Raw genomic sequence first — 12,251 nt, 5'->3', positions numbered from 1 at the left:
TTACTCGGCCATCGAAGAGGTCGGGGCTGGGGTCTTTGCGGGAGGAACGGGATCATATCCGCCTGAGTGCCAGGGATGGCACCGGCACAGTCGCCGTGTGGTCAGCCAGCCACCACGCAGCAGCCCGTGGCGCTCGATGGCTTCGAGGGCGTAACCGGAACAGGTCGGATAGAAACGACAGTGACTGGCCATCATGGGGCTGATGGCATAACGGTAGAAGCGAATCAGCAGCAGGGCCGGTTTACGCATGAGCACCGTCGGGACTGTCGGTTGGGTGGGCAACGGTCTTGCTCGCCTGGCGATTGAGACGTTTCCACAGTTGCAGCAGCTGATCGTGCAATTCGGGATTGTCGACTTCGCCAAGTCCCTTGCGGGCGACGAAGACCAGATCGAAGCTGCCCAGGCGGTCCTGATTCAGACGGAAGGAATCTCGGATGACCCGCTTGATGCGATTGCGCTCGACAGAAAGCTTGACGCTCTTCTTGCCGATGACCAACCCCAGACGGGAATGGTCGAGCCCATTGGCATGGGCGAGCAGCAGCAGGTGCTTGCCGGATGCCTTGTGGGTGGGAGAGTCAAAGACCGCTTGGAACTGTTGGGAGCTCAGTAAGCGCCTGTCCCGACCGAAACCCTGACTCACCACCTGACCGGGCAATCAGATCGCCAGACGCTTGCGGCCTTTGGCACGGCGACGGGCGAGAACCTGACGGCCGTTCTTGGTTGCCATACGAGCACGGAAACCGTGGACACGGGCGCGCTTCAGGGTGCTGGGTTGGAAGGTGCGTTTCATGGACTTTTACCTAGGTGAAAGCGGCAAGGCATGAGTGCCCCGCGCAAAGAGACCGGCGATTCTAGAGAAAGCCTCGATGCAGGTCAATTTCCAACCAGCACCGGCTGACAGGAGACCAGGCAAATAAAATCAACAGGTCAGAAGGTTTTAAAAGACTGTTGAAGTGAATATGTATGGTGCAGCGGATTTCTGTGGATAGATCGTGCCAGGGCAGATGGCCTCTGCGCTGAGCGGGAACGGAAAGTCTGTTTTCAACAGGTGCAATTCGGGTGCTCTGCCTGCTGAGAGGCTGTGGATAAGCAGACCTGTTACGCACAGCACGATTATCCACAACAAAAAGCCCCGGGATGTCCAGAGAGGTCAGACGGCGTTATCCACAGAGCTGACGGTCATGGGTCCGCCCCTGATGGCCGTAACGGCTATCTACCGGGAAACTGCGCGGTCATGTGGATAACCCGGGTGGGGAGGGATACAATGGGCGTTTGCTCATGGCCCGTCCGGGCCGCTCCAGTTCTTGGGAGACGCTGTGTCGGTCGAACTCTGGCAACGTTGCGTGGATGTGCTGCGCGACGAGCTGCCTTCGCAACAATTCAATACCTGGATCCGGCCACTGCAGGTGGAAGCGGAAGGGGATGAGCTGCGGGTGTTCGCGCCCAACCGCTTCGTGCTCGACTGGGTCAACGAGAAGTACCTGAGCCGTATCCTCGAATTGCTCGAGGAACATGCCGACGACGGCATCGCGCCGGTGCTTTCGCTGCTGATCGGCAGCAAGCGCAGCAACAAGCCGCGCCCGGCCCAGACGCCCAGCAGCCAGAGCAGTCCGCTGCCACCCCCGGTGCAGGCGCCGCAACCGATCCAGTCGGATATCGTCACCGCGGGCGTCGCCCTGGAAGACGTGACCGCGGAACTGGCCGAGGCCGACGAGCCGGCGGTCAAGACCGAGCGTACCGTGCAGGTGGAGGGTGCGCTCAAGCACACCAGCTATCTGAACCGGACCTTCACCTTCGAGAACTTCGTCGAGGGCAAGTCCAACCAGCTGGCTCGTGCCGCGGCCTGGCAGGTGGCGGACAATCCCAAGCACGGCTACAACCCGCTCTTCCTTTATGGGGGCGTGGGTCTGGGTAAGACCCACCTGATGCACGCAGTGGGCAACCACCTGCTCAAGCGCAATCCGAACGCCAAGATCGTCTATCTGCATTCGGAGCGCTTCGTCGCCGACATGGTCAAGGCACTGCAGCTCAACGCCATCAACGAATTCAAGCGTTTCTACCGTTCGGTGGATGCGCTGCTGATCGACGACATCCAGTTCTTCGCCCGCAAGGAGCGTTCGCAGGAAGAGTTTTTCCACACCTTCAACGCCCTGCTCGAAGGTGGACAACAGGTGATCCTCACCAGCGACCGCTATCCCAAGGAGATCGACGGCCTGGAAGAGCGGCTCAAGTCGCGCTTCGGCTGGGGTCTCACCGTGGCCGTGGAGCCGCCGGAGCTGGAGACGCGGGTGGCGATTCTGATGAAGAAGGCCGACCAGGCCAAGGTCGACCTGCCCCACGACGCCGCCTTCTTCATCGCCCAGCGCATCCGCTCCAACGTGCGGGAACTGGAAGGCGCGCTCAAGCGGGTGATCGCCCATGCCCACTTCATGGGCCGGGACATCACCATCGAGCTGATCCGCGAATCGCTCAAGGATCTGCTGGCGCTGCAGGACAAGCTGGTCAGCATCGACAACATCCAGCGCACCGCGGCCGAGTACTACAAGATCAAGATCGCCGATCTGCTGTCCAAACGCCGCTCGCGTTCGGTCGCCCGGCCGCGGCAGGTCGCCATGGCGCTGTCCAAGGAGCTGACCAACCACAGCCTGCCGGAAATCGGCGACGCCTTTGGCGGACGCGATCACACGACGGTGTTGCATGCCTGTCGCAAGATCGCCGAACTTCGGGAATCCGACGCGGATATTCGCGAGGATTACAAGAACCTGCTGCGTACCCTGACCACTTGACGGACGCGGCCCTGGCAAGGACCTGACCATGCATTTCACCATTCAACGCGAAGCCCTGTTGAAACCGCTGCAGCTGGTGGCCGGTGTCGTGGAACGTCGGCAAACGCTGCCGGTGCTGTCCAACGTACTCCTGGTCGTGGAAGGCCAGCGGCTATCGCTGACCGGTACCGACCTGGAAGTCGAGCTGGTTGGCCGGGTCGATCTGGAAGAAGCCGCCGAAGCCGGTGAGATCACCGTGCCGGCGCGCAAGCTCATGGACATCTGTAAGAGCCTGCAGCCCGATGCGCTGATCGACATCCGCACCGAGGAACAGAAGCTGCTGATCCGTGCCGGACGCAGCCGTTTCACCCTGTCCACCCTGCCGGCCAACGACTTTCCCACCGTGGAGGAAGGTCCGGGCTCGCTGAAGTTCAGCATTCCCCAGGGTCGCCTGCGCCGTCTGATCGAGCGCACCGGCTTCGCCATGGCCCAGCAGGACGTGCGCTACTACCTCAACGGCATGCTGCTGGAAGCCAGCACCGGACGCCTGCGCGCCGTGGCCACCGACGGTCACCGCCTGGCCATGTGCATGCTGGAGGCCGATGTCGACCAGGCCGAGAAGCACCAGGTCATCGTGCCGCGCAAGGGCATCCTGGAGCTGTCGCGCCTGCTCACCGAACCGGAAGAGCCGGTCAACGTGGTCCTGGGCCAGCACCATATCCGCGCCACCACCGGCGACTTCACCTTTACCTCCAAGCTGGTGGACGGCAAGTTCCCCGATTACGAGCGCGTCCTGCCACGGCATGGCGACAAGCTGGTACTGGGCGAGCGTCAGCACCTGCGCGAGGCCTTCAGCCGCACTGCCATTCTCTCCAACGAGAAATACCGAGGCATCCGCCTGCAGCTGGAAAACGGCTTCATGAAAATCCAGGCCAACAACCCGGAGCAGGAAGAAGCCGAGGAAGAGCTGCAGGTCGACTATGACGGCGGCAGCCTGGAGATCGGTTTCAACGTCAGCTACCTGCTTGACGTGCTGGGCGTGATGACCACCGACCAGGTGCGCATCACCCTGTCCGATTCCAGCAGCAGTGCGCTGTTGCAGGAGGCGGGCAACGACGATTCCTCCTATGTCGTGATGCCGATGCGCCTCTGATCGCCGCTCGATGACGCTGATCCGCTTCAACGCCGACCGCCTGCGCAATCTGCAGGCGGTCACGCTTCAGCCCTCGCCACGGGTCAATCTGCTGCACGGCGCCAACGGCAGCGGCAAGACCAGCCTGCTGGAAGCCATCCACCTGCTGGGGCTGGCCCGCTCCTTTCGCAGTACCAAGCTGGCGCCGGTCATCCAGCATGAGCAGGCCAGCTGCACGGTGTTTGGCCAGGTGCGGCTGCCCGGTGGCCAGGACTGCAACCTGGGCATCCAGCGCGAGCGCGGTGGCGACTACCAGATCCGCATCAACGGCGAGAATGCCCGTAGTGCGGCGCAGCTGGCCGAGGTGCTGCCGCTGCAGCTGATCAACCCCGATGGCTTCCGGCTGCTCGAAGGCAGCCCCAAGATCCGACGGCAGTTTCTCGACTGGGGCGTGTTCCACGAGGAACAGCGTTTCCTGCCCCTGTGGCAACGCTTGCAAAAGGCGCTCAGGCAGCGAAATCACTGGCTCAGACGTGGTAAAATCGACCCTGCGGCGCAGGCCGCCTGGGATCAGGAACTGGCCCTGGCCAGCGGCGAGATCGATGGCTTTCGCCAGGCCTATATCCAGCGTCTGAAGCCGGAGTTCACCGCGGTGCTGGCCGAGCTGATCCAGCTCGATGGCCTGACCCTGAGTTACTACCGCGGCTGGGACCGCGAGCGCGATTTGCGCGAGGTGCTGGCAGACAGTCTGCCACGGGATCTGCAGCTGGGGCATACCCAGGCCGGTCCCCAGCGCGCCGACCTGCGGATCCGCATCGGCAACCACAACGCGGCGGACATCCTGTCGCGCGGCCAGCAGAAGCTGGTGGTGTGCGCACTGCGCATCGCCCAGGGGCGGCTGGTCAACCAGGTCAAGCGGGGCCAGTGCGTCTATCTCATCGACGACCTGCCTTCGGAACTGGACGAGGGACACCGGCTGGCCTTGTGCCGGCTGCTGGAGGCACTGGAGTGCCAAGTCTTCATCACCTGTGTCGAGCGCGAGACGCTACAGGCCGCCTGGCGGCCGGAGACAGAGGTCAGCGTGTTTCACGTGGAACACGGCCATATCAAGCAGACCCACACTAGCGGGAGCCAAGCATGAGCGAGACCAATACCTACGACTCTTCCAGCATCAAGGTGCTGAAGGGACTGGATGCCGTGCGCAAGCGCCCCGGCATGTACATCGGCGATACCGATGACGGCACCGGCCTGCACCACATGGTCTTCGAGGTGGTGGACAACTCCATCGACGAGGCCCTGGCCGGCTTCTGCAGCGAGATCAGCATCACCATCCACATGGACGAGTCCATCACCGTGCGCGACAACGGTCGCGGCATCCCGGTGGACATCCACAAGGAAGAAGGCGTCTCGGCGGCCGAGGTCATCATGACCGTGCTGCACGCCGGCGGTAAGTTCGACGACAACACTTACAAGGTGTCCGGCGGCCTGCACGGCGTGGGCGTCTCGGTGGTGAACGCCCTGTCCGAGGAGCTGCGGCTGACCATTCGCCGTGCCGGCCAGGTGTGGGAGCAGGTCTATGTCCACGGCGTACCCCAGGCGCCGCTGGCGGTGATCGGCGAGACCGACACCACCGGTACCCAGGTGCACTTCAAGCCTTCGGCCGAGACCTTCAACAACATCCAGTTCAGCTGGGACATCCTGGCCAAGCGGATTCGCGAGCTGTCCTTCCTCAACTCCGGCGTTGGCATCGTCCTGCGCGACGAGCGCAGCGGCAAGGAAGAGCTGTTCAAGTACGAAGGCGGCCTGCGCGCCTTCGTCGATTACCTGAACACCAACAAGACCGCGGTGAACGAGGTATTCCACTTCCAGGTGCAGCGCGACGACGATGGCGTCGGCGTGGAGGTGGCCCTGCAGTGGAACGACAGCTTCAACGAGAACATCCTCTGCTTCACCAACAACATTCCCCAGCGCGACGGCGGCACCCACCTGGCGGGCTTCCGTTCGGCGCTGACGCGCAACCTGAACAGCTACATCGAGGCCGAGGGCCTGGCCAAGAAGTTCAAGGTGGCCACCACCGGTGACGACGCCCGCGAAGGCCTGACCGCCATCATCTCGGTCAAGGTGCCGGATCCCAAGTTCTCCTCCCAGACCAAGGACAAGCTGGTCTCCTCCGAGGTGAAGACCGCGGTGGAACAGGAGATGGGCAAGCACTTCTCCGACTTCCTGCTGGAGAATCCCAACGAGGCCAAGGCGGTGGTCGGTAAGATGATCGACGCGGCCCGGGCCCGGGAAGCGGCGCGCAAGGCGCGGGAGATGACCCGCCGCAAGGGCGCGCTGGACATCGCCGGGCTGCCCGGCAAGCTGGCGGACTGTCAGGAAAAGGATCCGGCGCTGTCCGAACTCTACATCGTGGAGGGTGACTCCGCCGGTGGTTCGGCCAAGCAGGGCCGCAATCGGCGCACCCAGGCGATCCTGCCGCTCAAGGGCAAGATCCTCAACGTCGAGAAGGCGCGCTTCGACAAGATGCTCTCCTCCCAGGAGGTGGGCACCCTGATCACCGCGCTGGGCTGCGGCATCGGTCGCGAAGAATTCAACATCGACAAGCTGCGCTATCACAACATCATCATCATGACCGATGCCGATGTCGACGGTTCGCACATCCGTACCCTGCTGCTGACCTTCTTCTTCCGCCAGATGCCGCTGTTGATCGAACGGGGCTACATCTACATCGCCCAGCCGCCGCTGTACAAGGTGAAGCGTGGCAAGCAGGAGCAGTACATCAAGGACGACGAGGCGATGGAGGAATACCTGACCCAGACCGCCCTGGAGGAAGCCAGCCTGCACGTCAACGAGAACGCCCCGGGTCTGTCCGGTGTGGAACTTGAAAAGCTGGTGAACAGCTATCGCCAGGTGATGAAGACCTTCAAGCGCCTGTCGCGGCTGTATCCGGCCGACGTCAGCGAACACCTGCTGTACCTGCCCCGCGTGGGCGTGGAGCAGCTGGGTGACGAGGCGGCCATGCGCGAGTGGCTAGCCACTCTCGAGACGCGCCTGAAGGCCGCCGAGCGCAATGGCACCACCTACACCTTGAGCCTGCGCGAAGATCGCGAGCGCAGCCTGTGGCTGCCGGAGGTCGAGACCCGGGCCCATGGCCTGTCCAGCTACGTGACCTTCAACCGGGATTTCTTCGGCAGCAACGATTACCGCCTGGTGACCGAGCTGGCTGCCCAGCTGGACAACCTGCTGGAAGAAGGCGCCTATGCCAAGCGCGGCGAGCGCCGTCGCCCGGTCAGCACCTTCAAGGAAGCCTGGGAGTGGCTGATGGTCGAGACCAGCAAGAGATTCAACATCCAGCGCTACAAGGGCCTGGGCGAGATGAATCCGGATCAGCTGTGGGAAACCACCATGGACCCGAACGTGCGTCGCATGTTGCAGGTGACCATCGAGGACGCCGTGGCGGCCGACCAGATCTTCAACACCCTGATGGGCGATCATGTGGAGCCGCGTCGCGATTTCATCGAGAGCAATGCCCTGGCGGTATCGAACCTCGACGTCTGATTCCAGCGGTTATGCACAAGCCCCGCCATGCGGGGCTTTTTTGTGGAAAACATTCTGGCTAGACGGAGATGCCGTTTCGTTCCCTGGGAAGGATTGCCGCTCATCTTATAGCCAGAGGTTTTGTGGATAGTTTTCCTCAGTTGCTTTTCGCAAAGCCTGTAAAGCAGCACAAAGAGGCCGTGCCATGCGGCATAGAGACACAGGCTATAACGGACGATCCTGTGGATAAGCCTGGGAATAAGCCTATCGGTACTTGTGGATGACAGGGGATTCGCGGTAGCGGCCCACGATCAGGACGCAGGAAAACCTTAGGATTTCCTGTGGATAAGTCTGTGGGAAACACAAGGAAAACTGCCGGAAACAGCCAGGCCTTGCGGCCTGGCGATCAGGCGACGCAGCGCTCGACCGGGCTGGCGTCGGGCTTGGGGGCGAGAGCCTGTTCGATGAAGGCGAAGCAGCGGGCATTGAGATCGACAATGGCGCGGGGATCCTGGCCCTGGGGATAGAGCAAGGGGCCGATGCTGACCTTTATGGTTCCCGGCGACTTGATCCAGGAACGATTGGGCCAGTAGGCGCCGGCATCGTGGGCGATGGGCAGGATGGGCACGTTCAGGCTGCAGGCCAGGGCGGCGCCACCGCGGGAGAACTTGCCCAGCTGACCGTAATCGATGCGCGTGCCCTGGGGAAAGATCAGTACCCAGCAGCCTTGGGCCAGGTAGCGGCCGCCCTGCTCGGTCAGCTGCTGGAGAGCCAGCTTGCCGTTGTCGCGATCGATGGCGATGGGCTTGAGCAGCGAGAAGGCCCAGCCAAAGAAGGGAATCCGCAGCAACTCGCGCTTGATCACCTGGGAGGTGGGTTCGAACTGGGCGGACAGGAAGAAGGTTTCCCAGGTGCTCTGGTGGTTGGCCACGATCACGCAGGGCTGCGCCGGGACGTTTTCCAGCCCTTCGATTTCGTAACGAATGCCGCAGATGACCTTGGCCAGCCAGACGGCAAAGCCGGTCCAGGCCTTGACCACCAGCCGATAGCGGGCGCGATAGGCCAGGAAGGGCGCGATCAGCAGGCTGACGCAGGACCAGAGGATGCCGCTGGTCCCCAGCAGCACGTAGAACAACAGGGTACGCAAGAGCCGCATCAGCGCGTTTCCTCAAGCAGGTGATCAACCACCGCGGCCAGGTCGGCGAAGACCTGGGTACCGGATGGCAAGGGCTTGGCCAGGGTGCGCTCGCCCTTGCCGGTACGCACCAGGTAGGGCGTACAGCCAAGGGCCACGCCCGCTTCCAGGTCGCGCAGGCTGTCGCCGACCACGGGGACTCCCGCGAGATCAGGGCGCCCGTAATGGGTGGCGATGGCGCGGAACAGGCCGGGTAGCGGCTTGCGGCAGCTACAGCCTGCTTCCGGGCCATGGGGGCAGTGCAGGATCAGGTCGACCCGGCCGCCCTCCTCCGCCAGCAGGCGTTGCAGCTTCTCGTGCATGGCCGCCAGGTCATCTTCCGTGAAATAGCTTCGGGCCAGACCTGACTGGTTGGTGGCCACGGCCACCTGCCAGCCGGCCCGGTTCAGCCGGGCGATGGCGGCGAGGCTGCCGGGCAGCGGTTGCCACTGCTCGGCGCTGCGCACGTAGTCATCGGAATCGACATTGATGACGCCGTCGCGGTCCAGCACGATCAGCTTCATGCCTAGCCCAGCACCGAGATGTCGGCGATGCCGAGGAACAGGCCGCGCAGGTGGGCGAGCAGCGCATAGCGATTGGCGCGGACGCGCTCGTCCTCGGCGTTGACCAGTACCTCGTCGAAGAAGGCATCCACCGGGGCGCGCAGACTGGCCAGGCGTTCCAGGGCTTCGCGGTAACGGCGGGCTTCGGCCAGGGGCGCGGCATCCCGCTCGGCGTCGGCGATGGCGGCGGCCAGGGTGCGCTCGGCGTCGGTCTCGAACAGAGCGGCATCGGCCTGGGCCGCGACCTTGCCCTCGAACTTGCCGAGCAGGTTGGAGACGCGCTTGTTGGCGGCGGCCAGGGCTTCAGCCTCCGGGAGGCGACGGAAGGCCTGCACGGCCTGGACGCGCTGGTCGAAGTCCAGCGCCGAGGCCGGGCGCAGGGCGCGCACGGCCAGGTAGGCGGCGGTGTCGATGCCTTCGTCCTCGTAGCGGGCGCGCAGCCGGTCGAAGACGAAGTCCAGCACCTGCTCCTGCAGGCCGGCAGCCTTGACCCGCTCGCCGTAGCCGGCGATGGCGAAGGCAACGGCGGCCGGCAGATCCAGCTCCAGGCCCTTCTCGATGAGGATGCGCAGCACGCCCAGGGCCTGACGGCGCAGGGCGAAAGGATCCTTGCTGCCGGTGGGCAGCATGCCGATGCCGAAGATGCCGACCAGGGTGTCGAGCTTGTCGGCCAGGGCCACGGCCGCACCGGTCAGGGTCTGCGGCAGTTCGGCGCCAGCGCCACGCGGCATGTACTGCTCGTTGAGGGCCAGGGCCACGTCTTCCGCCTCGCCGCCCTTCCTGGCGTAGTAGTAGCCGGCGATACCCTGCATCTCGGGGAATTCGCCGACCATCTCGGTGGCCAGGTCGCACTTGGCGAGCACGCCGGCGCGGTGGGCGCGCTCGGCATCACCGCCGATGCGTTCGGCGATGAACGCGGCCAGGGCAGCGACTCGCTGGGCCTTGTCGTAGACCGTACCGAGCTGGGCCTGAAAGACCACGTTCTTGAGACGCTCGTTGAAGCTTTCCAGCGGCTGCTTCTGGTCCTGCTTGAAGAAGAACTCGGCGTCGGTGAGACGGGGGCGGACTACCTTCTCGTTGCCGCTGACGATCTGCGCCGGATCCTTGCTCTCCAGGTTGGCCACGGTGATGAAGCGCGGCAGCAGCTTGCCCTGGGCGTCCAGCAAGCAGAAGTACTTCTGGTTGTCCTGCATGGTGGTGATGAGCGCTTCCTGGGGTACTTCGAGGAAGCGTTCCTCGAAGGCGCAGACCAGGGGCACCGGCCATTCCACCAGGGCGGTCACCTCGTCCAGCAGCGCGGGCGGCACCACGGCACTGCCCTGCTCCGCCGCAGCCAGTTCGGCCACGCGGGACTCGATGAGCTGGCGGCGTTCGGCGAAGTCGGCCAGCACATGGGCGGCGCGCAGGTCGGCGGCGTAGTGGGCCGGGGCGCTGATACGCACGGCATCGGGATGGTGGAAACGATGGCCGCGGGACTCACGACCGGCACGGCGGGTGAGGATCTCGCAGTCGATGACCTCGTCACCGAGCAGCATCACCAGCCACTGGGTCGGCCGGACGAACTCCTCGCGGCGAGCGGCCCAGCGCATGCGCTTGGGAATCGGCAGCTCGGCCAGGGAGGCTTCGACGATGCCGGGCAGCAGCGCGGCAGCGGGCTGACCGGGGATGCTCTGGGAGAATCTCAGCTTGGGACCGCTGCGATCGATGGCGCTGATGTCGACGCCACACTTGCGGGCGAAGCCCAGGGCGGCCTGGGTCGGCTGGCCATCGGCGCCAAAGGCGGCCTGGAGCGGCGGGCCGTCCAGGTTGACGCTACGCTCGGGCTGCTGGGTCTGCAGGGCTTCGACCAGCACGGCCAGGCGGCGCGGCGCGGCATAGGCGCGGGCGCTGGTGTAGCCAAGGCCGGCCTGTTTGAGGCCCTTCTCGATGCCGGCGAGAAAGCTGTCGCCGAGGGTCTTGAGCGCCTTGGGCGGCAGTTCTTCGGTACCCAGTTCGACCAGGAAATCCAGAGTGGTGCTCATCATTCGCCCTCCTTGAGCAGCGCCTGGACATCGCCGCGACCCAGGACCTCGTCACGCAGCGCCGGGGTGGCCAGGGGGAAGCCCAGGCGGGCACGGGCCTTGAAGTAGCCCTGGGCGACGCTGCGCGCCAGGGTGCGCACGCGCAGGATGTAACGCTGGCGCTCGGTCACCGAGATGGCGCGGCGGGCGTCCAGCAGGTTGAAGGTGTGGGAAGCCTTGAGCACCATCTCGTAGGTGGGCAGCGGCAGGTCCAGGGCGATCAGGCGATTGGCCTCGGACTCGTAGAAGTCGAACAGCTCGAACAGCTTGGGCACATTGGCGTGCTCGAAGTTGTAGGTGCTCTGCTCCACCTCGTTCTGGTGGAAGACGTCGCCGTAGGTCACGGTGCCGAAGGGGCCGTCGGCCCAGATCAGGTCATAGACCGAGTCCACGCCCTGCAGGTACATGGCCAGGCGTTCGAGGCCATAGGTGATCTCGCCGGTCACCGGGTAGCATTCGATACCGCCGGCCTGCTGGAAGTAGGTGAACTGGGTGACTTCCATGCCGTTGAGCCAGACTTCCCAGCCCAGACCCCAGGCGCCCAGGGTGGGAGATTCCCAGTTGTCCTCGACGAAGCGCACGTCGTGCACCAGCGGATCCAGACCGATGGCGGCCAGGGAGCCCAGGTAGAGCTCCTGGAAGTTGTCCGGGTTGGGCTTGAGGACCACCTGGAACTGGTAGTAGTGCTGCAGGCGGTTGGGGTTCTCGCCATAACGGCCGTCGGTGGGGCGGCGGCTGGGCTGCACATAGGCGGCGTTCCAGGTCTCGGGACCGATGGCGCGCAGGAAAGTGGCGGTGTGGAAGGTACCGGCGCCAACTTCCATGTCATAGGGCTGAAGTACCACGCAGCCCTGCTCGGCCCAGTATTGCTGCAAGGCCAGGATCAAGTCTTGGAAGGTGCGCACGGTGGGCTTGGACTGGCTCACGAAAGATACCCGTTCGGCTGCGACGAAAAGCCGGGGAGTATAGCTGAAAGCCGGAGGTGGCCGCATTGGCGGATTAGGGCTGCCTGGCGGTATT

Annotated in this window: 11 protein-coding genes; 4 read left to right on the top strand and 7 right to left on the bottom strand. The window is 64.2% G+C overall.

The window, feature by feature from the left end; all coding sequences use genetic code 11:
- Genes yidD through rpmH form a run of 3 tightly spaced genes read right to left on the bottom strand, consistent with a single transcriptional unit; the run spans position 1 to position 790 of the window.
- Positions 1-249 carry a membrane protein insertion efficiency factor YidD gene (yidD, locus tag FEZ61_RS11980; RefSeq protein ID WP_081594596.1) on the bottom strand — a complete coding sequence of 83 codons (249 nt, stop codon included), beginning with the start codon at positions 247-249 and terminating at the stop codon, positions 1-3.
- A complete protein-coding gene (rnpA, locus tag FEZ61_RS11975) occupies positions 242-643 on the bottom strand; it encodes a ribonuclease P protein component (RefSeq protein WP_026083891.1) in 402 nt (133 codons plus the stop codon). The genes yidD and rnpA overlap by 8 nt, the downstream gene beginning before the upstream one ends.
- A 12-nt stretch (positions 644-655) precedes the next feature.
- Complete coding sequence (gene rpmH / locus FEZ61_RS11970; RefSeq protein WP_017641476.1) at positions 656-790, bottom strand: 50S ribosomal protein L34; 135 nt, start codon at positions 788-790, stop codon at positions 656-658.
- A gap of 526 nt (positions 791-1,316) precedes the next feature.
- On the opposite strand from rpmH, the gene dnaA reads away from it, so the two are divergent.
- From dnaA to gyrB, 4 genes are read left to right on the top strand one after another with little or no spacing between them, the layout of a single operon-like run.
- Complete coding sequence (dnaA, locus tag FEZ61_RS11965) at positions 1,317-2,786, top strand: chromosomal replication initiator protein DnaA (RefSeq protein ID WP_017641477.1); 1,470 nt, start codon at positions 1,317-1,319, stop codon at positions 2,784-2,786.
- 28 nt (positions 2,787-2,814) lie between these two features.
- Positions 2,815-3,918, top strand: coding sequence for a DNA polymerase III subunit beta (gene dnaN, locus FEZ61_RS11960; RefSeq protein ID WP_007160136.1), 1,104 nt, complete (start codon positions 2,815-2,817; stop codon positions 3,916-3,918).
- Positions 3,919-3,928: 10 nt separating this feature from the next.
- Entirely contained in the window at positions 3,929-5,038 is a 1,110-nt protein-coding gene (gene recF, locus FEZ61_RS11955) for a DNA replication/repair protein RecF (protein ID WP_173148781.1), read from the top strand.
- Positions 5,035-7,455 carry a DNA topoisomerase (ATP-hydrolyzing) subunit B gene (gene gyrB / locus FEZ61_RS11950; protein ID WP_017641479.1) on the top strand — a complete coding sequence of 807 codons (2,421 nt, stop codon included), beginning with the start codon at positions 5,035-5,037 and terminating at the stop codon, positions 7,453-7,455. The genes recF and gyrB overlap by 4 nt, the downstream gene beginning before the upstream one ends.
- A gap of 385 nt (positions 7,456-7,840) precedes the next feature.
- Here gyrB and FEZ61_RS11945 read toward each other — a convergent pair whose 3' ends face one another.
- The 4 genes from FEZ61_RS11945 to glyQ are packed head-to-tail and all read right to left on the bottom strand — an operon-like array spanning position 7,841 to position 12,157.
- The gene (locus tag FEZ61_RS11945; protein ID WP_173148779.1) at positions 7,841-8,590 is read right to left on the bottom strand and encodes a lysophospholipid acyltransferase family protein; all 750 of its coding nucleotides are present in this window, start codon (positions 8,588-8,590) and stop codon (positions 7,841-7,843) included.
- On the bottom strand, positions 8,590-9,132 hold the full coding sequence (gene gmhB / locus FEZ61_RS11940) for a D-glycero-beta-D-manno-heptose 1,7-bisphosphate 7-phosphatase (RefSeq protein ID WP_173148777.1): 543 nt from the start codon (positions 9,130-9,132) through the stop codon (positions 8,590-8,592). Before gmhB ends, FEZ61_RS11945 begins: the two co-directional genes overlap by 1 nt.
- A gap of 2 nt (positions 9,133-9,134) precedes the next feature.
- Positions 9,135-11,192, bottom strand: a complete 2,058-nt coding sequence (gene glyS, locus FEZ61_RS11935; protein WP_173148914.1) for a glycine--tRNA ligase subunit beta — start codon at positions 11,190-11,192, stop codon at positions 9,135-9,137.
- The gene (gene glyQ, locus FEZ61_RS11930) at positions 11,192-12,157 is read right to left on the bottom strand and encodes a glycine--tRNA ligase subunit alpha (protein WP_173148775.1); all 966 of its coding nucleotides are present in this window, start codon (positions 12,155-12,157) and stop codon (positions 11,192-11,194) included. The genes glyS and glyQ overlap by 1 nt, the downstream gene beginning before the upstream one ends.
- Positions 12,158-12,251: the final 94 nt, after the last annotated feature.

Source organism: Pseudomonas sp. MS15a(2019), assembly GCF_013277805.1.
Lineage (GTDB): Bacteria > Pseudomonadota > Gammaproteobacteria > Pseudomonadales > Pseudomonadaceae > Chryseomonas > Chryseomonas benzopyrenica.
This window is presented reverse-complemented; position numbering and strand designations above follow the sequence as displayed.

Coding starts and splice junctions, on each gene's coding strand:
- yidD (WP_081594596.1), bottom strand. CDS start 249: ATGCGTAAACCGGCCCTGCTGCTGATTCGCTTCTACCGTTATGCCATC.
- rpmH (WP_017641476.1), bottom strand. CDS start 790: ATGAAACGCACCTTCCAACCCAGCACCCTGAAGCGCGCCCGTGTCCAC.
- dnaN (WP_007160136.1), top strand. CDS start 2,815: ATGCATTTCACCATTCAACGCGAAGCCCTGTTGAAACCGCTGCAGCTG.
- recF (WP_173148781.1), top strand. CDS start 3,929: ATGACGCTGATCCGCTTCAACGCCGACCGCCTGCGCAATCTGCAGGCG.
- gyrB (WP_017641479.1), top strand. CDS start 5,035: ATGAGCGAGACCAATACCTACGACTCTTCCAGCATCAAGGTGCTGAAG.
- FEZ61_RS11945 (WP_173148779.1), bottom strand. CDS start 8,590: ATGCGGCTCTTGCGTACCCTGTTGTTCTACGTGCTGCTGGGGACCAGC.
- gmhB (WP_173148777.1), bottom strand. CDS start 9,132: ATGAAGCTGATCGTGCTGGACCGCGACGGCGTCATCAATGTCGATTCC.
- glyS (WP_173148914.1), bottom strand. CDS start 11,192: ATGAGCACCACTCTGGATTTCCTGGTCGAACTGGGTACCGAAGAACTG.